Raw genomic sequence first — 18,463 nt, 5'->3', positions numbered from 1 at the left:
AAGGTCCTGCGTCAAGGTCAGGCGCGGGCCAGCGCGCGCTTCAGGGCGGCGCGCAGGTCGTCGCCGTGCGGCCGGCGCCAGCGGGCGCAGACGTGGTGGTCGGGGCGCAGCAGCACCACGCCGCCGCCGGCCAGGCCATAACGTTGCGCGACCAGGCCCTGCTCGTCGTGCAGGTCGGCGCCGGGGGCGGAGCCGATGCGCAGCACGGTGGAGCGGGTCAACCCGTCCGCCGCGCGTCGCAGCTCGGCGGTCAGCGCGTCGTCGCCGTCGTAGACCAGCACGGTGAAGTCGGGGCCCAGCTCGCGCAGCAGCCAGCCCGCGCTGCCGTCGCCGCGCCGCACCGGCGCATCCAGGGCCGCCGCGCCCGGCACCACCGGCGCGTCGAAGGCGTCCCGGTCGGGCGTGGTCAGCGCCGAGGCCGACAGCGTGCACGGCACCGACAGCCGGCCGCTGTTGACCAGCCGGCGGGCGAAGCCGTGCTGCCGCGCCAGCTGCAGCACCGCGTCGCGGAACAGCCGGCTGACCTCGCTCTTGGGCGTGATGAAGTCGGTGGACCGGCTGGAGTTGCGGATGTTCTCGTCGGCGGCGAACTCGCGTTCGTGGGCGTAGCTGTCCAGCAGCGCGTCGCCGGCCTCGCCGCGCAGCACCGCGGCCAGCTTCCAGGCCAGGTTCTCGGCGTCCTGCACGCCGGAGTTGGCGCCACGGGCGCCGAAGGGCGACACGCCGTGCGCCGAGTCGCCGGCGAAGAGCACGCGGCGGTGGCGGAAGCGTGCCATGCGCTGGCAGGCGAAGGTGTAGACGCTGGCCCATTCGAGCTCGAACTCGACCTTGTCGCCGAGCAGCGCCTTGACGCGGGGAATGATGTTCTCGGGCCGCTTCTCGACCTCGGGGTCGGCGTCCCAGCCCAACTGGAAGTCGATGCGCCAGACGTTGTCGGGCTGCTTGTGCAGCAGAACACTCTGCCCCGGGTGGAAGGGCGGGTCGAACCAGAACCAGCGCTCCGCCGGGTGGTCGAACGCCATCTTCACGTCGGCGATGAGGAAGCGGTCGCGGAAGACGCGGCCCTGGCTCTCCAGGCCCAGCAGCTGGCGCACCGCCGAACGCGACCCGTCGCAGGCGGCGACGTGGTCGGCCTGCAGCCGGTACTCGCCGTCGGGGGTCTGCACCGTCAGCAGCACGCCGTCGGCGCGGTTGTCCACACCGACCACCTTGTGCTTCCAGCGCACGTCGATGCCGGGCAACGCGGCCGCCCGCTCGGCCAGGTAGCCCTCCACGTAGTACTGCTGCAGGTTGATGAAGGCCGGCCGCTGGTGGCCGGTTTCCGGCAGCAGGTCGAAGGGGTAGACCTCCTGGTCGCGGAAGAACACCCGGCCGCGGCTCCAGGACACGCCCTTGTCCACCATGCGCTGGCCGACGCCGAGGCGGTCGCAGACCTCCAGCGTGCGCTTGGCGAAGCAGATGGCGCGCGAGCCGGTGGACAGCGTGTGGTCGTTGTCCAGCAGCACCACCGGCACCTCGCGCTGGGCCAGGTCGATGGCCAGGGCCAGGCCCACCGGTCCGGCGCCGACCACCACCACCGGGTGGCGCACCGGTGCGGCGGCGTCCTGGTCCGGGCTGCGCTCGTGCTCGAAGGTCAGGCGCTGGTAGTCGAGCGCCTGCGCGCGTGCCTCGCGCGGCAGGTCGGCGAAGCGCACGGCCTCAGCCCTCGAGCGTTTCCCACATCACCCGGTCGCGCTCGGCGGTCCAGATGCGCGGGTCGGCGAACTGCGTCACCTCGTCGTAGCAGCGGGTGACGTCGAAGGGCATGCAGTGGTCGAAGATGACCCAGTGGCCGTAGGTGGGCTTGAGCTTGGCGTAGACCTCCTTGTAGACGGCGTTCAGGTCCTTGCCGGCCTTCACGCCGGCCTCCACCGCGTCACGCACGTCGGCGATGAAGGCGCGGGTGCCGGCCAGGCCCTGGGCCACCGCGTCGGGTGTGGTCAGGGCGGCGCCGCGGCCGGGCACCAGCGCCTGCGGCTTCAGCGCGGCCAGCCGGTCCAGCGTCGCCGGCCAGTCCTTGAAGTAGGCGTCGCCGGCGTAGGGCGTGGCGTCGAACTCCACCAGGTCGCCGGAGAACAGGATCTTCTGCTCGGGCAGCCAGGCCACCGTGTCGCCCTTGGTGTGGCCGCGGCCCAGCTGCAGCAGCTGCACCTCCAGCTTGCCGAGCCAGATCGACAGGCGGCCTTCGAAGGTGATGGTCGGCCAGGTCAGGCCCGGCGGCACCGACTCGACGTTGCGGAACAGCCGCGGGAAGCGGCCGATCTCGCTGGCCTTGTCCTGCTCGCCGCGCTCGACGATGAGGTCGTAGGTGTCGCGGCTGGCGACGATGTGCTGCGGCTGGTAGGCGGCGGCGCCGAGCACCCGCACCGCGTGGTAGTGGCTCAGCACGACGTAGCGGATGGGCTTGTCGGTCACCTCGCGGATGCGGCGGATGACGTCCTGCGCCATCGCCGGCGTGGCCTGGGTGTCGACCACCATCACCGCGTCGTCGCCGACGATGACCCCGGTGTTGGGATCGCCCTCGGCGGTGTAGGCGTAGGCGTTGTCGGAGAGCCTGGTGAAGCTCACCTGCTTTTCCTGCAGGTCCGCCTGCGAGGCGAAGCTTTTGCTCATATCGAATCCGTTAGACATTGACGACGATCAAGCGATCATAGCCGCGGGCTTGATAATCGCAAACCCATTTGTCTAAGTAGAACTCCGATGACCCAGGCAGACAGCGAGGACGAGGCGCCGGTGGAGGGGCGCCGCTCCCGAGGCATCCAGAGCATCGAGGTGGGCGGGCGGCTGCTGCTGGCGCTGGTGCACCTCGGCCGGCCGGTGGCGCTGAAGGACCTGGCGCGCGAGGCCGGCATGTCGGCGGCCAAGGCGCACCCGTACCTCGTCAGCTTCGGCGCGCTGGGGCTGATCGAGCAGGACCCGGCCAGCGGCCGCTACGGGCTCGGGCCGCTGGCGCTGCAGATGGGCCTGATCAGCCTGCACCAGGCCGATCCCATCCGCCTCGCCGCGGCCGAACTGCCGGCGCTGGCGCAGCGCATCGGCCAGACGGTGGGCATCGCCATCTGGGGCAACCGCGGGCCGACCTTCGTGCGGCTGGAGGAGGGGCCGACCGCGGTGCACGTGAACATGCGCCACGGCACGGTGGTGTCGGTGCTGGGCACCGCCTCCGGCCGGGTGTTCGCCGCCTTCATGGACGACGAGCGCCGCGCGCAGTGCCTGCGCGCCGAGAACCCCGGGCCGCGGGCGCTGGCCCGCTTCGAGAAGGAGCTGGCGACGGTGCGCGCCCAGCGCTTCGCCGGCGTGGTCGACGGCACGGTGCCCGGCGTCACCGCCATCGCCGCGCCGGTGTTCGACGGCTTCGGCGCGCTGGTGCTGGCGCTGACCGCCATCGGCCCGGGCGCGATGCTGGACGCGTCGCCGGACGGCCCGGCCGCCCGCGTCCTGCGCGAGGCCGCCAGCGCGCTGTCGCGGCGGCTGGGCGCGGTGCCGCAGGGCTGAGCGGCCTCGGCCCTGCGGCCTCGGCGAGCGCACGGGCGTGCGGTTTGCCGCGCCGGTGGATGACCCAGCGGATCGCGCTCGCCCTGTCCGGGGGCAACGCCCTCGGCGCCTACGCCGCCGGCGCCTGCGAAGCGCTGCAGGACGCCGGCCTGTGGCCGCACCTGGTCAGCGGCGCCTCCATCGGCGCGGTGGTGGCCACCTTGCTGGCCGGCAACCCGCCCGAGCGCCGGGTGCCGCAGCTGCGGCGCTTCTGGGAGGCCGCAGCCCAGCACAGCCTGCTGCCGCCGGCCACCACCGGGCCGGCGCGCGACGCGGTGAACAAGTGGCACGCCGCGCAGGCCTTCTTCTGGGGCCGGCCGGCGCTGTTCACGCCGCGGCCCAGCGGCTTCCTGTCGCTGCTGCCGGGCACGCCGCCTGACATCGGGCTGTTCGACGGCCGGCCGCTGCTCAACACGCTGGCCGAACTGGTCGACTACGAACTCGTCAACCGGGGCGACCTGCCGCTGCTCATCGGCTGCGTCGACCTGGAGACCGGCGAGGCCGTGACCTTCGACAGCCGGCGCCAGCGCATCGAGCCCGAGCACGTGCTGGCCAGCACCGCCTTCATCCCCGGCTTCCCGCCGGTCGAGGTGGGCGGTCGGCTGCTGGGCGACCCCGGCATGCTGTGCAACCTGCCGCTGGACCCGCTGCTGGCCGAGCACGAGCGCGACCAGCTGCTGGTCGCGGTCGACCTGTTCGACGCCCGCGGCGAGCGGCCGCACTCGATGGACACCGCGCTGGAGCGCACGCAGGACATCGCCTTCGCCTCGCAGTCGCTGCGCACGCTGGAGGCGTTCCGCCGCGAGCAGCGGCTGCGCCACCGGCTGGCCGAGCGGGGCGACCAGGACACCGTGGCCGCGACCACCGAGGTGGTGCTGGTCGCCTACCGGCCGCCGCGCCACGAACTGGGCGGCAAGGCGCTGGAGTTCTCCGCCGCCTCGGTGCAGCAGCGCTGGGTGGCCGGGCGCGACGACCTCGCCGCCGCGCTGAAGGCGCGTGCCGAGGGCCGGGTGGCCTTGCGCGAACCCGGTTACGTGCTGGTCGACGGGCGCTGGCCGCATGCGCGGGAGCACGGCCGGCCGGAGCCGGTGTCCGGCGCGGGCGACCTCAGGCCGACGGCAACCGCCGGCGGAACGAACTGAACCAGCCCGCCGGCGGGCGGCGACGGCCGTCGCGGCCGTAGCGCAGCGCGTCGAGTTCGCGCAGGGCGCGCGCGGCCGGCCCGGCCGCCTCGGGCCCGTGCGCCGCTTCCAGCCGCTCGGCCAGGCGGCGCGGGCCGTCGCTGGGCAGCGGCTGCAGCCCGCGGCGTGCCAGCGCCCTGCGCACCCGGGCCAGCAGGCGCTGCCAGGGGTCCTGGCGGTGGCGGTCCCACAGCGCCCAGCCGGCGGCGGCCGCGCTGGCGGCGCTGAGCAGGCCGATGAGGACGCGGCTCAGGTCGGTCCAGTCGGGGGCCGACACGCCCAGGCGTTCGAGCAGCGCGAACTGGCTGGACCGGGAGTAGTTCAGCACCCACTGGTTCCAGCCCTGGTTCATGCGCTCCCACTGGCGGCGCAGCCGGGCCAGCAGCTCGGGGCTGACCTGGCCCAGCGCGCCGGCCACCAGCCCGGGCGCCGGCTGCAGGGCCTGGCTGCGCACCACCCGTTCGGGCGCCACGGCGGCGGTCGGGTCGGCGCGGGTCCAGCCGCGGCCCGGCTGCCAGTACTCGGCCCAGGCGTGGGCGTGGCTCTGGCGCACCACCCACCAGCCGTCGACCGGCGTCGGATCGGTGCCCTGGTAGCCCGTGACGATGCGCGCCGGGACGTCGAGCGCCCGCAGGGCCACCACGAAGGCGACGGCGTAGTGCTCGCAGAAGCCCAGCTTGCGGTCGAACCAGAAGGCGTCGACCGCGTTCTCCTCGTACACGCCGGGCGCCAGGGTGTAGGTGTAGCCGCCGTTGCGGATTAGGTCGAGCAGGTGCGCGGCCAGGGTGTCGGCGTCGGCGTTGGCGAAGGCCGGCTGGCGGCGCAGCGCCAGCGCCCAGGCCAGCATGCGCGGGTTGTGGCCGGGCGGCAGCTCGACGTGGCGGCGCAGCGAGAGGGCGTCCCCCGGTTCGTCCAGCCGCCAGCGGGGGTGCGCGCTGGCCTGCAGGCGGAGCCGGTCGTTGACCGGGCGGTCCGTCAGCCACTGCAGGTCGTGGCGCAGCACCGCGCGCAGCCCGGCCTGCGCCAGCCCCTCGGGCTCGACCGCCACCGTCGCCTCCAGCAGCGGCAGCATGGCCAGGCGCGACGGCTCCAGCATCAGCTCGTAGCGCCGGGCCGGGCCGAACGGCTGCAGCCGCGGCGGCTGCCAGCTGTGCCGCAGCAGCGGCGAGGCCCGCCATTCGTCGCCGTCGAAATCGGTCAGCACCGGGCCGCGGAAGTACAGCGACTGCGGCGGCGGCGGCGGGCCCTCGAAGCGGATGCGGAAGGCCGGCGTGTCGTCGGTGGCCAGCTGCGCCACGCCGCCCAGCTTGAGGCTGCCCGACAGGCCGGTCTTGCCCAGCGCGTCCTGCGGCAGGCCCCACAGCGGGCCGATGCGCGGGAAGAGCAGGAACAGCGCCACCATCAGCGGCAGGCCGAGCAGCGCGGCCTTGGCGGCCAGCGCCGCCGCGTCCTTCAGCGCCGGCCGGCCGACCGGCATGTGCGCCAGCACCAGCGCGGTCAGCAGCGCCCACACCGACACCAGCATCGCCGCCGCGACGGCCAGGCTCTGCGAGTAGAGGAAGTGCGTCAGCACCAGGAAGAAGCCGAGGAAGAACACCACCAGCGCGTCGCGCCGGGCGCGCAGCTCCAGCGTCTTCAGCACCATCAGCAGCACCAGCATGGTCACGCCGGCTTCCTTGCCGAGCAGCGTCTGCTCGGTGATCAGCGTCAGGCCGGCGGCCACCGTCAGCACCGCGATCACGGCCCAGCGGCTGGGCAGCGGCGCCTGCGCCAGCGCCAGCCGGCCGCGCCACAGCAGCACCACCGCCGACAGCGCCGCGCACCACAGCGGCAGGTGCGCCAGGTGCGGCAGGATGGTCCAGGTGATGACGCCGAGCAGGAACAGCGTGTCGCGGGTGTCGCGCGGCAGGCGACGCAGGCGCAGCCGCAAGTTCGTGTTGGCCCCTCGTCCGACGGGTACGTCGGCCGATCCCCCGAGGGGATGCGGGCCGGCTTGGGAGCGGCCCGGCGCTCGGCCCGCCGTCGCGTCCGGTTCGATCCGGTTCATGACCACAGCGCCAGCGCCTCCAGCGCCTGACGGCAGTGGACCTCGCCCTGGCCGGGGGCGATCTCGCGGCCGGGCAGGCGCAGGCCGTGCTGCAGCCCGCGCGCTTCGGCCTGCAGCACCCAGGCGGCCAGGCGCGACAGCCGGCCTTCGGGGTCGTTCAGGCGCAGCTGTTCGAAGTCCAGCCACAGCTGCTGGCGCGCCGGGGTGGCGGTGTCGCGGCTGACCAGCTCGCCCGAACGCGCGGCCTTCTTCCACACGATGCGGCGCAGCGCGTCGCCGCGCTGGTAGGCGCGCACGCCTTCGAGGTCGCCACCGCCCTCGCGGCGGCCGGCCGGCGCGTCGGGCCCGCTGGCCTGCGCCCGCGGCAGCGGCACCGGCGGCTGTTCCGGCGCCGGGTAGGCCAGCAGCGGCGATTGCGTGCGCCACAGCGTCCAGGCGCGGAACAGGCCGAAGGGGTAGCGCGTCTCGGCGATCAGCAGCGGCAGCCGGTGCACGCCGCGATGGGGCGGGGTCCAGGCCAGCTGCACCCGGGCCTCGCCGGCGGGCGGCACCTCCAGCCGCACCCAGATGCGCTGGTGGCGGCCAACCTCGGGCTCCAGCAAGGCGAAGCCCAGTCCATGGCCGCGGCGGCCGGCGCTCTGCACCGCGATCTCCAGCATGGCCGGCGCGCCGGCGAACACCGCCTGCGGCGGCCTCAGGCGCAGCGACAGGCCACGCAGCACCCGGTGCGTCAGGATCATCGACGTCAACCCCGCCCCGGCGAGCAGGAAGGTCAGCGCGTAGCCGAGGCTGAGCTGGTAGTTGATCGATGCCACCAGCATCAGCGCCAGCGTCAGCGCGAAGGTGACGCCGGCCTTGCTCGGCAGGATGTAGATGTTGCCCTGGGTCAGGGTGAGGGCGTCGGTGGCGGGCAGGCGGTCGTGCCACCAGCGGCGCAGCCGCGAATAGGCCATCGCCGAAGACCTATGGCAGCGGCACCGCGTCCATCATGGCGCGCACCTGCTCGCGCCGGCCGCGGCCGGCGCCGCTGGCGGGCACCAGCCGGTGGGCGATGGTCTGCGGCAGCACCGCCTGCACGTCGTCGGGTGCGACGTAGTCGCGGCGGTCGAGCAGGGCGCGGGCCTTGGCCGCGCGCAGCAGGGCGATGCCGGCGCGCGGGCTCAGGCCTTCCTCGAACCACTGGCCCGAGCGGGTGGCCGCGATCAGCGCCTGCAGGTAGTCCAGCAGCGGCTCGCCGGCGTGCACCCGCAGCACCGCCTGCTGGGCGGCGAGCAGCTGCTCCGGCGTCATCACCGGCACCAGGTTCTCGATGATGCGGCGGCGGTCGTCGCCGGCCAGCAGGGCGCGCTCGGACAGCCGGTCCGGGTAGCCCAGCGTGATGCACATCAGGAAGCGGTCGAGCTGCGACTCGGGCAACGGGTAGGTGCCGAGCTGGTCGCTCGGGTTCTGCGTCGCGATGACGAAGAAGGGTTTCGGCAGCGGCCGGGTCCGGTTCTCCACCGTGACCTGGTGCTCCTCCATCGCCTCGAGCAGCGCGCTCTGCGTCTTCGGGCCGGCGCGGTTGATCTCGTCGGCCAGCAGCACCTGGGCGAACACCGGCCCGGGGTGGAAGGCGAAGGCCTCCTTGCTGCGTTCCCAGACGCTGACGCCGACCAGGTCGGACGGCATCAGGTCGGCGGTGAACTGCACCCGCGAGAAGTGCAGCCCCAGCGAGGTGGCCAGCGCCTGCGCCAGGGTGGTCTTGCCGACGCCTGGCACGTCCTCGATCAGCAGGTGGCCGCCGGCCAGCAGGCAGGCCACGCAGTCGACGATCTGCGGGCGCTTGCCCACGATGATCGTGCTAACCTGATCCAGCAGTCGGTCGAGCAGGGCCGGCAGGCCCTTGTCGGCACCGGCACCGGTTCCGGCATCCAGGCCTGCGTCGACACCGTCCTGGCGGCGGTGCACGGGTGAAGCGGCCACGCCGGCCGGCAAGGGGGTGAGGCTCGTCAGGCTCATGCAGCGTGCGACCTTACCCGAAACCCATGCCCGCCTCGCGCCGAGATCCCATGCCCACCGCCTTCTATTCCCATCCTGCGTGCAAGGCGCACGACATGGGCCGCGGCCACCCGGAATGCCCGGCCCGCCTGGACGCCATCGCCGACCACCTGCGCGCCACCGGCCTGGACGACGCGCTGGTCTTCGAGCAGGCCGGTCCGGCCACGCTGGCGCAGATGGCCCGCGCGCACGAGCAGCGCTACCTGCTGCAGCTGCAGGACGTGCTGAGCCACCTGGCCGAAGAGGGCGGCCACCATGCCTTCGACCCCGACACCAGCGCCTGCCCGGCCACCTGGGATGCGGTGCGGCACGCCGCCGGCGCGGCGGTGGCCGCCACCGACGCGGTGATCGACGGCCGTGCCGACAACGCCTTCTGCGCGGTGCGGCCGCCCGGCCACCACGCCACCCGCGACGAGACGATGGGCTTCTGCTTCGTCAACAACGTGGCGGTGGCCGCGCGCCATGCGCTCGACGAGCGCGGCCTGTCGCGGGTGGCCATCGTCGACTTCGACGTGCACCACGGCAACGGCACCGAGGACATCGTCGCCGGCGACGAGCGCATCCTCATGGTCAACCTCTTCCAGCAGGCGCTCTACCCCTTCAGCGGCGAGCGGCCGCGCGCCGGCAACATCGTCAGCATCCCGGTGCCGGCCTACACCCGCGGCCCCGAGGTGCGCGAGCTGGTGCAGGCCACCTGGCTGCCGCGGCTGCACGCCTTCCGGCCGCAGATGGTGTTCGTCAGCGCCGGCTTCGACGCCCACCGCGACGACGACCTCGGCCAGCTCGGCCTGGTCGAGGCCGACTACCAGTGGCTGACACAAGCCATCAAGGAGGTGGCCGACCGCCACGCCGGCGGCCGCATCGTCTCCTGCCTCGAGGGCGGTTATGCGATGGGGGCGCTGGCGCGCAGCGTCGCCGCGCACCTGAAGGTGCTGAGTTCCTGAGGTGGGGGCGCTCGGCTTCGGCACGCCGCTCGACCTGCGGGCGCTGGCGGCCACGCTGGCCCACCCCGGCATCGGCTGGGCGTTCGCCGCGCTGGCGCTGGCGCTGGGGCTCGCCTGGGGGCTGACGCGCTGGCTGCGCGGCCGCCAGCCGAAGCCCGGCAGCATCTGGTTCGGCGACCGCCTGGTCGACGGCGTGCTGTTCCCGGCGCTGGCGCTGGCGCTGGCCTTCGGCGCCCGGCTGCTGCTCACCACGCTCGGGCTGCCCACCGGGCTGTACCGGCTGGCGCTGCCGCTGCTGGCCTCGCTGCTGGCCATCCGCTTCGGCGTGCGGGTGCTGCGGGTGGCGTTCCCCCGGTCGCCGCTGGTGCGCGCGATCGAGCGCACGCTGTCCTGGCTGGTGTGGGGCTGGCTCGTGCTGTGGCTCACCGGCCTGCTGCCGCTGGTGCTGGCCGAGCTGGACGCCATCGGCTGGACGGTGGGCGATGCGCGCATCAGCCTGCGCAACGTGATCGAGGGCGCGGTCAGCGCGGGCGTGGTGCTGGTGGCGGCGCTGTGGCTGTCGGCCGCCATCGAGGCCCGGCTGCTGAAGGACGCCGAGGGCGCCACCCTGGCGCACCTGTCGCTGCGAAAAATGGCGGCCAACGCGGTGCGCGCGCTGCTGCTCTTCGTCGGCCTGCTGATGGCGCTGTCGGCCGCGGGCATCGACCTGACGGCGCTGTCGGTGCTCGGCGGCGCGGTGGGGGGTGGGCATCGGCTTCGGCCTGCAGAAGCTGGCGTCGAACTACGTCTCCGGCTTCGTCATCCTGGCCGAGCGCAGCGTGCGCATCGGCGACACGGTGAAGGTCGACAACTTCGAGGGCCGCATCACCGACATCAACACCCGCTACACCGTGATCCGGGCGTTGAACGGCCGCGAGTCCATCGTGCCCAACGAGCTGCTCATCACCCAGCGGGTGGAGAACTCCTCGCTGGCCGACCCGAAGGTGCAGATCAACACCGCGGTGTCGGTGGGCTACGGCAGCGACCTGGAGGCGCTGATGCCGGCGCTGTGCGAGACGCTGGCGTCGGTGCCGCGCGTGCTGGCCGAGCCCGGGCCCGCCGTGCTGCTGGAGAACTTCGGCGCCCACGGCCTGGAGCTGCGGCTGAACTTCTGGATCGCCGACCCCGAGAACGGGCAGGGCAACGTGCGCTCCGAGGTCAACCTGGCGGTGCTGCGCCGGCTGCGGTCGCTCGGGGTGGAGATCCCCTACCCGCAGCAGGTGGTGCACAACGCCGCGCCGCCGGAGGCGGCATGACGGGCGGCTGCGGCCTCAGCGCGGGATCGCCGACGTGCCGGCCATCTCCTCGCTCGGCAGCCGGGTGGCCGAGCCGAGGTAGCGTTCCAGCACCTCGAAGAAGCGGTCGTAGAAGCGCTCGGCGATGATGGTCTCGCTGGCCGTCTTGACCATGGCGTCGTTGCCCAGCGAGAAGGGCAGCGACAGCGAGGCGATGGCCGGCACGCCGATGCTGGCGGCGTTGCTGCTCTTCTTCAGCTCGTAGCGGTCCTGCACCGCGTTGACGAAGACCTCGCCCTGGTCGGCGCCGCCGGCGGCCAGGGCGCAGACCACGTGCACCTCCACCTGCGCATGGCGGTCAGCCTGCGGCTGGAAGTTCTTGCGGCCGCGCAGCTCGTCGGCCTTCAACACGCTGACCTGGTAGCCCTGGCTGAGCAGCGCCAGCCGCGCGGCCTCGCAGGCCTGCGCCGGTGGCGCGCTGACACGCCGCGAAAAGCGGTCGGTGGCGTCGAAGGATTCGAGCGTGCCGCCCAGCGGCGAGCGACCGAACCCGGCGCAGCCCGCCAGCGTCAGGCACAGCGCGACGGCGACCAGCACGTCAGCGCTGCTGGACACGCTTGTCCTGACCATGACGGCAGCCATCGCGAATCAATCGTTGTCGAGCCGGCCGCGTGCCAATTCGGGCAACGGTACGAAGTAGCGCAGATGGGTCCGCCTCAAGGCCGTTTCGTCGGGGGCGTCCAGCAGCACGACTTCGACATCGGTACCGGCCTGCAAGTGGCGGAGCTCGGTGGCCAGTCGTTCTTCCTGCGCCTGGACTTGATCCAGGAACGGGCGCAGGGCGTCCAGCCGCCCGGCCGCTCGGTCGTATTCGACGAGAAAGTACATCGCTACTGCTCCTTGTCCAGTTCTGCCGCCGCCGTACGCAGGCCGTTCAACAGATCGTTTCGCATGGCCCGCAGTTGCTCCACCAGCGATCGATCGCCATACAGCTCGACGGCCTCAATCTGAGCGACCAGGATGCTGGCTCCCATCAATCGCTCTTTGAGCGATTCGCTGCCGCCGCCGTACTTCACCTCTAGCCCATAGCGATCTGAAAGCTTCTCGGAGAACTCGGCCCATTGATGCTGCAGCGCCGTCCGAAGTTGGATCTCAACAGGAAGTGGTTGATCCGCGGTGACGAAGTGAATGGCTCTGTAGCCAAAGCTGGGGGCGACTCGCCTGTCGTGCTTCCGACAACCTGGAAATATCTGTTCGATCCGGGCCGCGGCCATTTCCTGGTCCCTCGCGTCCCCAACGACGATGCGGCACCCGGCGATGTCCTGAATCTGGGTCAGGCGACAGTGTTCACGACGCAGCTTGGCACGAATGGATTGGGTGGCTTTGGCGGGCCGGCCGGTGACTTGGAAGCCGAAGTGTCGCAGGCGCTCACTCACGCTGTCATAAGCGGTCGATGCTGTCCTACGATAGTCGTCGAGCAAGCGCAGGTCGTCTTCGGACAGAGTACCTTGCTTGAGGCGCTCTCCCAGGCGATCCACCTGCGACTTGCTCAACATCGCATCGTGCTCAGGCCACCGCCACCGGGATCTTGCCGATCTTGGCCTGCCACTCCTTCGGCCCGGTGACGTGCGCGCTGGTACCGCCGGCGTCCACCGCCACGGTCACCGGCATGTCGACCACGTCGAACTCGTAGATGGCCTCCATGCCCAGGTCCTCGAAGCCGACGACCTTGGCCTGCTTGATCGCCTTGCTGACCAGGTAGGCCGCGCCGCCGACGGCCATCAGGTAGGCGCTGCGGTGCTTCTGGATGGCGTCGATGGCGGCCGGGCCCCGCTCGGCCTTGCCCACCATGGCGATGAGGCCGGTCTGGGCCAGCATCATGTCGGTGAACTTGTCCATGCGGGTGGCGGTGGTGGGGCCGGCGGGACCGACCACCTCGTCGCGCACCGGGTCGACCGGGCCGACGTAGTAGATGACGCGGTTGGTGAAGTCCACCGGCAGCGGCTGGCCCTTGGCCAGCATGTCCTGGATACGCTTGTGCGCGGCGTCGCGGCCGGTGAGCATCCTGCCGTTGAGCAGCAGCGTGTCGCCGGGCTTCCAGCTGGCGACCTGTTCCTTCGTCAGCGTGTTCAGGTCGACGCGCTGGCTCTTGTTGTAGTCGGGCGCCCAGCGCACGTCGGGCCACAGGTCGAGGCTCGGCGGCTCCAGGTAGGCCGGACCGCTGCCGTCGAGCACGAAGTGCGCGTGGCGGGTGGCGGCGCAGTTCGGGATCATCGCGATCGGCTTGCTGGCGGCGTGCGTCGGCCAGGTCTTGATCTTCACGTCCAGCACGGTGGTCAGGCCGCCCAGGCCCTGCGCACCGATGCCCAGCGCGTTGACCTTCTCGTACAGCTCGATGCGCAGCTCCTCCAGCTTGTCCTTCGGGCCGCGCTGCAGCAGCTCGTACATGTCGATGTCGTCCATCAGCGCTTCCTTGGCCAGCAGGGCGGCCTTCTCCGCCGTGCCGCCGACGCCGATGCCTAGCATGCCGGGCGGGCACCAGCCGGCGCCCATGGTCGGCACGGTCTTCAGCACCCAGTCGACGATGTTGTCGCTGGGGTTGAGCATGTAGACCTTCGACTTGTTCTCCGAGCCGCCGCCCTTGGCGGCCACCGTCACGTCGACGGTGTTGCCCGGCACCACCTCCATGAAGACCACCGCGGGCGTGTTGTCCTTGGTGTTCCGGCGCTCGAAGATCGGGTCGGCCAGCACCGACGCGCGCAGCTTGTTGTCCGGGTGGTTGTAGGCGCGGCGCACGCCCTCGTCGACCGCGTCCTGGATCGAGCCGGTGAAGCCCTCCCAGCGCACGTCCATGCCGATCTTGAGGAAGACGTTGACGATGCCCGTGTCCTGGCAGATCGGGCGGCGGCCCTCGGCGCACAGGCGCGAGTTGGTCAGGATCTGCGCGATCGCGTCCTTGGCGGCGGCGCTCTGCTCGCGTTCGTAGGCGCGGGCCAGGTGGGCGATGTAGTCGGCCGGGTGGTAGTAGCTGATGAACTGCAGCGCCGCGGCGACGGAATCGATGAGGTCCTGCTGGCGGATGGTGGTCATGGCAAGGGGCACCGTCATGGGAACGGCGGATTATCCCCGGTGCCCGTCACCCCGGCAGTGCCGCCCTTCGGACGGGCGGGGCCCCTCGCGCGGGCCGTCAGGAGCGCGGCGGCTGGTTGCGCCAGTCGATGGTCTGGATGCGGTCCTGCTCGGACTGCGGCTCCGGCAGCCAGCGCACCTCGAGGCTGCCCTCGACCTTCTCGGCGTCGGGATAGGCGGCGCTCGCCTCGGCGTCGGACATCCGGTGCTGCGACCGGCGACGCTGCCCGGTGAGCCGGTCAGGGATGAGCCAATGCCAGACCTCGACACGCTTCATGTGGATGCTGCTGCAGGGGGGGACGGTGACCGGCCAGCGTGGCCTTCGGTCGGACGCGCGGACGCTAAGGCGCCCGGCGACGGGATTATGTCCGCCGTGGCGGGGCTTTTCCGGAGTTGTTCGCGCTGTCTCTTCCTTACGATAGGCTGACGTCGTCCAACCGGAGTTCCGCGTGATCGGGCCCACCTCGCCTCCAGCCGCCTCGCCCCGGGTCCTCGTCGTCGACGACATGGACGACTGTGCCCAAAGCGTGGCCGAGCTGCTGCGCGACCAGGGTTTCGAAGTGCGCACCGCCGGCTCCGCGCTGGCCGCGTTGTCCGCCGCCGGCGAGTTCCGGCCCGACCTCGTGGTGCTCGACATCGGCCTGCCCGGCATGTCCGGCTGGGACATCGCGCCGGTGCTGCGCGAGCAGGGCGCCGTGGTGCTGGCGCTCAGCGGCTACGGCATGCTGGCGGCGCGCCACATGTCGCTGGAGGCCGGCTGCGCCGAGCACCTGCTCAAGCCCGCCCGGCCGGAGGAGCTGACCGCTGCGGTGGCGCGCCACCTGGGCCGCCAGCCGGTGAGCAGCAGCGCGCCGCCCGGCTGACGCCGGCCCGGGGAACTCCCGGGAACGGCCCAGATCGACCCGGGAACGACGTTTGCGCGGGGCGCTGCATCACCCGCACAGGAGGCCACCATGCCCCGTCCTTCGTCCCCGGTTGCTTCGTTGCCCCGCGCTCCGATGCCGCGCCTGCTGGCCCTGCTGGTCATCGGCGCAGCGCTGCACGGTCCGCTCGCCGCCCAGCCGCAGGAGACCACCGACCCGGGCAGTTGGACCGGTCCGCGCTACGGCCCGGCGCGCCAGACCGCGCCGGACGCCCGCCGCGAAAGCCTGAGCGTCTTCTCCGAGGCCCGTGCCGAATGCCGCCAGGGGGCCACCGGTCGGGACGAACGCCGCGAGTGCATGCGCGAGGCGGTGCGGCAGGACGATGGCAGCCTGAGGCGCCTGCCGGCGCCGCGCAGCGAGGGACAACTGCAGCAGGCCGCGCCCACGGTGGCGGCGCCGGCCGCAGCACCGGCCGCCAGACCCGCGCGCTGACCGTCGGCGCCGCAGCGCAGGGCGGGGACTTCCGGGGGGCCGGCGCGGTCGGTCCCTAGAATCCGCCCGCCCATGACGGACCTGCTGCCGTACCTCGTCGCCCTGCCGCTGCTGCCCGGCGTCGTCCTGGCGTGGTGGGCCGGCCGTCCGGGCGGTGCCATCGCACGCCGGCGCGCCGCCTGGGTCGCCGGCCTGACCGCGCTCGCCTGCTGCGCAGGGCTGCTCGCGCTGGCCGGTCCGGTGTTCGACGGCCAGGTGCTCGGCTGGCAGCGTGACTGGCTGCCGTCGGCGGGCCTGAACCTGTCGCTGCGGCTGGACGGCCTGGCCTGGCTGTTCGCGCTGCTGATCGCCGGCATGGGCGTGCTGGTGGTGCTCTACGCCGCCTGGTACCTCGGCGACGACGACCCGCCCGGGCGCTTCTTCGCGCTGCTGATGCTCTTCATGGCGGCCATGCTGGGCGTGGCGCTGTCGGGCAACCTGCTGCAGCTGGCGGTGGCCTGGGAGCTGACCAGCATCTCGTCCTTCCTGCTGGTGGGCTACTGGAGCCACCGTGCCGATGCGCGCGCCGGCGCGCGCATGGCGCTGGCGGTCACCGGTGGCGGCGGGCTGGCGCTGCTGGCCGGCCTGCTGCTGCTGGGCGACATGGCGGGCAGCTTCGAACTCGCCGAGGTGCTGGCCCGGCGCGAGCAGGTGCAGGCCGATCCACGCTACCCCGTGGCGTTGGTGCTCATCCTGCTCGGCTGCTTCACCAAGAGCGCCCAGTGGCCCTTCCACTTCTGGCTGCCCGAGGCCATGGCCGCGCCGACACCGGTGTCGGCCTACCTGCACTCGGCGACCATGGTCAAGGCCGGCATCTTCCTGGTCGCCCGCCTGCACCCGGTGCTGGCGGGCAGCGAGCTGTTCACCACGCTGGTGGCCGGTGTCGGTCTGGTCACCCTGGCCTTCGCCGCCTACGTGGCGGTGTTCCGCCACGACCTGAAGGGGCTGCTCGCCTATTCGACCATCAGCCACCTGGGGCTGATCATGTTCCTGCTCGGCTTGCAATCGCCGCTGGCCGCGGTGGCGGCGATGTTCCACCTGCTGAACCACGCCACCTTCAAGGCGTCGCTGTTCATGACCGCCGGCATCATCGACCACGAGACGGGGACCCGCGACATGCGGCGCCTGGGCGGTCTCTTCTCCCTCATGCCCTGGACCGGCACGCTGGCCATCGTCGCCGCGGCCTCCATGGCCGGCGTGCCGCTGGTCAACGGCTTCCTGTCGAAGGAGATGTTCTTCGACGAGGCGCTGCGCGCCGGCGGCGGCGCCTGGGGCTGGACGGTGCCGGTGCTCGCCACCTTCGCCGGCGTGTGCGCGGTGGCCTACTCGCTGCGCTTCGTGCACGACAGCTTCTTCAACGGCCCGCCGCGCGACCTGCCCAACGCCCATCCGCACGAGCCGCCCTGGCCGATGAAGCTGCCGGTGGGCCTGCTCGTCGTCGCCTGCCTGGTGGTGGGCATGCTGCCGGCCGCCACCGTCGGGCCGCTGGTCCGCGTGGCCGCCGGCGCGGTGCTCGTCGACACGCCGCTGCCCGACTACCACCTGGCCCTCTGGCACGGCCTGAACTGGCCGCTGCTGATGAGCATGGTGGCGCTGCTCGGCGGCGTCGCGATGTACCTGGCCCTGCAGCGCCGCTGGAACCTGCACCTGCACCATCCGCGCGGCGTCACCGGCAGGCTGCTGTTCACCCGCGCCGTCGACGGTGCGTTCGCCGGGGCGCGGCGCATCACCCGCGCGCTGGCTACCGGCTCGCAGCAGCGCAACCTGGCGCTGATGGTGGGCAGTGCGGTGCTGCTGGCGGCGTGGCCGCTGTGGCAGTCGCCGACGCCGCTCGCGGCCGGCACGCGGGCGCTGCAGCCGGCCTCTCCGCTGGCCTGGGCGCTGTGGGCGCTGCTGCTGGCCGCCGGAGGCGCCCTGGTGCTGCTGCACCATCACCGCCTGGTGGCGGTGGTGCTGGCCGGCGCGATCGGCCTGGTCACCGCGGTGACGTTCGAGGGCCTGTCGGCACCCGACCTGGCGCTGACCCAGCTGTCCGTCGAGGTGGTCAGCACCGTCCTGCTGCTGATGGCGCTGGCGCTGCTGCCCGCCACCAGTCCCCGCGAATCCAGCGCCGGGCGTCGTTGGCGCGACGGGCTGCTCGCCGGCGCGGCCGGCCTCGGCGTGTCGCTGCTGGCCTGGTGGACCTTGACCCGCGACCACGATTCCATCGCCTGGTACTTCCTGGAGCAGTCGCTGCCGGCGGGCGGCGGCACCAACGCGGTCAACGTCATCCTGGTCGACTTCCGCGGCTACGACACCTTCGGCGAGATCACGGTCCTCGGCGTGGCGGCGATCGGCGTGCTGGCGCTGCTGGACGGCTGGCGCGCCCGGCGTCCCGGGCACGACGCCGACGGGCGTGCCTGGTCCTTCGCCCAGCCGTCGCTGCTGCTGCGGTTGGCCGCCCGGCTGGTGCTGCCGCTGGCGCTGGCGGTGTCGCTGTACATCTTCTGGCGCGGCCACAACCTGCCGGGCGGCGGCTTCATCGCCGGGCTCGTCACCGCGGCGGCGCTGGTGCTGCAGTACATGGCGCTGGGCCACCAGACGGTGGAGACGGTGATGCGCGCAGGGCAGGGACGGCGCTTCACCCGCTGGATCGCCGGCGGGCTGGGACTGGCGGCGCTGACCGGCGTCGGCGCCTTCGCCTTCGGCCGTCCCTTCCTCACCAGCGCGCACGGCCACCCGCACCTGCCGCTGCTGGGCGAACTGCCGCTGGCGAGCGCGGCGCTGTTCGACCTGGGCGTCTACATCGTGGTCGTCGGCGCCACGCTGATGATGTTCTCCGTGCTCGGCGCGGTGACCGAGGACCGGCTGGCGGAGTCCGCCGAAGGGAGGCCGGCATGATCAG

16 protein-coding genes and 1 pseudogene are annotated in these 18,463 nt (G+C 72.6%); 7 read left to right on the top strand and 10 right to left on the bottom strand.

The annotated features are described in order from the left end of the window. Positions 1–17: 17 nt before the first annotated feature. Together LRS07_RS17015 and LRS07_RS17010 are read right to left on the bottom strand one after the other, a co-directional pair. A complete protein-coding gene (locus LRS07_RS17015) occupies positions 18–1,679 on the bottom strand; it encodes an FAD-dependent oxidoreductase (protein WP_260502147.1) in 1,662 nt (553 codons plus the stop codon). A 19-nt stretch (positions 1,680–1,698) separates the two neighbouring features. Then, positions 1,699–2,652, bottom strand: coding sequence for an MBL fold metallo-hydrolase (locus tag LRS07_RS17010; protein WP_260499138.1), 954 nt, complete (start codon positions 2,650–2,652; stop codon positions 1,699–1,701). Positions 2,653–2,739: 87 nt separating this feature from the next. Here LRS07_RS17010 and LRS07_RS17005 point away from each other — a divergent pair, with 87 nt between their 5' ends. Further along, positions 2,740–3,534: an IclR family transcriptional regulator gene (locus LRS07_RS17005; RefSeq protein ID WP_260499137.1), complete on the top strand. Its 795-nt coding sequence runs from the start codon at positions 2,740–2,742 to the stop codon at positions 3,532–3,534. A gap of 59 nt (positions 3,535–3,593) precedes the next feature. Beyond that, complete coding sequence (locus LRS07_RS17000; RefSeq protein ID WP_260499136.1) at positions 3,594–4,715, top strand: patatin-like phospholipase family protein; 1,122 nt, start codon at positions 3,594–3,596, stop codon at positions 4,713–4,715. Here LRS07_RS17000 and LRS07_RS16995 read toward each other — a convergent pair. The 3 genes from LRS07_RS16995 to LRS07_RS16985 all read right to left on the bottom strand — a co-directional run bounded on the left by LRS07_RS16995 (position 4,681) and on the right by LRS07_RS16985 (position 8,799). Next, positions 4,681–6,684, bottom strand: a complete 2,004-nt coding sequence (locus LRS07_RS16995; protein ID WP_260499135.1) for a transglutaminase TgpA family protein — start codon at positions 6,682–6,684, stop codon at positions 4,681–4,683. The two genes, LRS07_RS17000 and LRS07_RS16995, sit on opposite strands and share 35 nt — an antisense overlap. Positions 6,685–6,797: 113 nt before the next feature. Further along, the gene (locus LRS07_RS16990; protein WP_260499134.1) at positions 6,798–7,754 is read right to left on the bottom strand and encodes a DUF58 domain-containing protein; all 957 of its coding nucleotides are present in this window, start codon (positions 7,752–7,754) and stop codon (positions 6,798–6,800) included. Between the two features lie 10 nt (positions 7,755–7,764). Next, the gene (locus tag LRS07_RS16985) at positions 7,765–8,799 is read right to left on the bottom strand and encodes an AAA family ATPase (protein WP_260499133.1); all 1,035 of its coding nucleotides are present in this window, start codon (positions 8,797–8,799) and stop codon (positions 7,765–7,767) included. A 50-nt stretch (positions 8,800–8,849) separates the two neighbouring features. On the opposite strand from LRS07_RS16985, the gene LRS07_RS16980 reads away from it, so the two are divergent. Beyond that, positions 8,850–9,782 (top strand): histone deacetylase family protein, encoded by a 933-nt coding sequence (locus LRS07_RS16980; RefSeq protein ID WP_260499132.1) that lies wholly within the window; start codon positions 8,850–8,852, stop codon positions 9,780–9,782. Positions 9,783–9,816: 34 nt separating this feature from the next. Further along, positions 9,817–11,077: pseudogene (locus LRS07_RS16975) on the top strand (mechanosensitive ion channel family protein). A gap of 15 nt (positions 11,078–11,092) precedes the next feature. Here LRS07_RS16975 and LRS07_RS16970 read toward each other — a convergent pair. The 5 genes from LRS07_RS16970 to LRS07_RS16950 form a co-directional block, all read right to left on the bottom strand. Continuing rightward, a complete protein-coding gene (locus tag LRS07_RS16970) occupies positions 11,093–11,671 on the bottom strand; it encodes a DUF2242 domain-containing protein (RefSeq protein ID WP_260499131.1) in 579 nt (192 codons plus the stop codon). Between the two features lie 33 nt (positions 11,672–11,704). After that, a complete protein-coding gene (locus LRS07_RS16965; RefSeq protein ID WP_260499130.1) occupies positions 11,705–11,944 on the bottom strand; it encodes a hypothetical protein in 240 nt (79 codons plus the stop codon). A 2-nt stretch (positions 11,945–11,946) separates the two neighbouring features. Continuing rightward, on the bottom strand, positions 11,947–12,609 hold the full coding sequence (locus LRS07_RS16960) for a RelA/SpoT domain-containing protein (RefSeq protein ID WP_260499129.1): 663 nt from the start codon (positions 12,607–12,609) through the stop codon (positions 11,947–11,949). Between the two features lie 13 nt (positions 12,610–12,622). After that, the gene (locus tag LRS07_RS16955) at positions 12,623–14,146 is read right to left on the bottom strand and encodes a fumarate hydratase (RefSeq protein WP_260502146.1); all 1,524 of its coding nucleotides are present in this window, start codon (positions 14,144–14,146) and stop codon (positions 12,623–12,625) included. 97 nt (positions 14,147–14,243) lie between these two features. Next, positions 14,244–14,462, bottom strand: a complete 219-nt coding sequence (locus LRS07_RS16950; protein ID WP_260499128.1) for a hypothetical protein — start codon at positions 14,460–14,462, stop codon at positions 14,244–14,246. Between the two features lie 172 nt (positions 14,463–14,634). On the opposite strand from LRS07_RS16950, the gene LRS07_RS16945 reads away from it, so the two are divergent. The 3 genes from LRS07_RS16945 to LRS07_RS16935 all read left to right on the top strand — a co-directional run bounded on the left by LRS07_RS16945 (position 14,635) and on the right by LRS07_RS16935 (position 18,459). Further along, positions 14,635–15,048, top strand: coding sequence for a response regulator transcription factor (locus tag LRS07_RS16945; RefSeq protein WP_260499127.1), 414 nt, complete (start codon positions 14,635–14,637; stop codon positions 15,046–15,048). Between the two features lie 135 nt (positions 15,049–15,183). After that, positions 15,184–15,540, top strand: a complete 357-nt coding sequence (locus LRS07_RS16940; protein ID WP_260499126.1) for a hypothetical protein — start codon at positions 15,184–15,186, stop codon at positions 15,538–15,540. A 72-nt stretch (positions 15,541–15,612) separates the two neighbouring features. Beyond that, positions 15,613–18,459, top strand: coding sequence for a monovalent cation/H+ antiporter subunit A (locus tag LRS07_RS16935; protein ID WP_260499125.1), 2,847 nt, complete (start codon positions 15,613–15,615; stop codon positions 18,457–18,459). The last annotated feature ends 4 nt before the right edge of the window (positions 18,460–18,463 follow it).

Origin of the sequence: Aquabacterium sp. J223, from assembly GCF_024666615.1 — a bacterium.
GTDB lineage: Bacteria > Pseudomonadota > Gammaproteobacteria > Burkholderiales > Burkholderiaceae_C > J223.
This window is presented reverse-complemented; position numbering and strand designations above follow the sequence as displayed.

What these genes read in the sequence shown, in the direction of transcription:
- LRS07_RS17010 (WP_260499138.1), bottom strand. Translation starts at nt 2,652, where the DNA reads ATGAGCAAAAGCTTCGCCTCGCAGGCGGACCTGCAGGAAAAGCAGGTG.
- LRS07_RS17005 (WP_260499137.1), top strand. Translation starts at nt 2,740, where the DNA reads ATGACCCAGGCAGACAGCGAGGACGAGGCGCCGGTGGAGGGGCGCCGC.
- LRS07_RS17000 (WP_260499136.1), top strand. Translation starts at nt 3,594, where the DNA reads ATGACCCAGCGGATCGCGCTCGCCCTGTCCGGGGGCAACGCCCTCGGC.
- LRS07_RS16990 (WP_260499134.1), bottom strand. Translation starts at nt 7,754, where the DNA reads ATGGCCTATTCGCGGCTGCGCCGCTGGTGGCACGACCGCCTGCCCGCC.
- LRS07_RS16985 (WP_260499133.1), bottom strand. Translation starts at nt 8,799, where the DNA reads ATGAGCCTGACGAGCCTCACCCCCTTGCCGGCCGGCGTGGCCGCTTCA.
- LRS07_RS16980 (WP_260499132.1), top strand. Translation starts at nt 8,850, where the DNA reads ATGCCCACCGCCTTCTATTCCCATCCTGCGTGCAAGGCGCACGACATG.
- LRS07_RS16965 (WP_260499130.1), bottom strand. Translation starts at nt 11,944, where the DNA reads ATGTACTTTCTCGTCGAATACGACCGAGCGGCCGGGCGGCTGGACGCC.
- LRS07_RS16955 (WP_260502146.1), bottom strand. Translation starts at nt 14,146, where the DNA reads ATGACCACCATCCGCCAGCAGGACCTCATCGATTCCGTCGCCGCGGCG.
- LRS07_RS16950 (WP_260499128.1), bottom strand. Translation starts at nt 14,462, where the DNA reads ATGAAGCGTGTCGAGGTCTGGCATTGGCTCATCCCTGACCGGCTCACC.
- LRS07_RS16940 (WP_260499126.1), top strand. Translation starts at nt 15,184, where the DNA reads ATGCCGCGCCTGCTGGCCCTGCTGGTCATCGGCGCAGCGCTGCACGGT.
- LRS07_RS16935 (WP_260499125.1), top strand. Translation starts at nt 15,613, where the DNA reads ATGACGGACCTGCTGCCGTACCTCGTCGCCCTGCCGCTGCTGCCCGGC.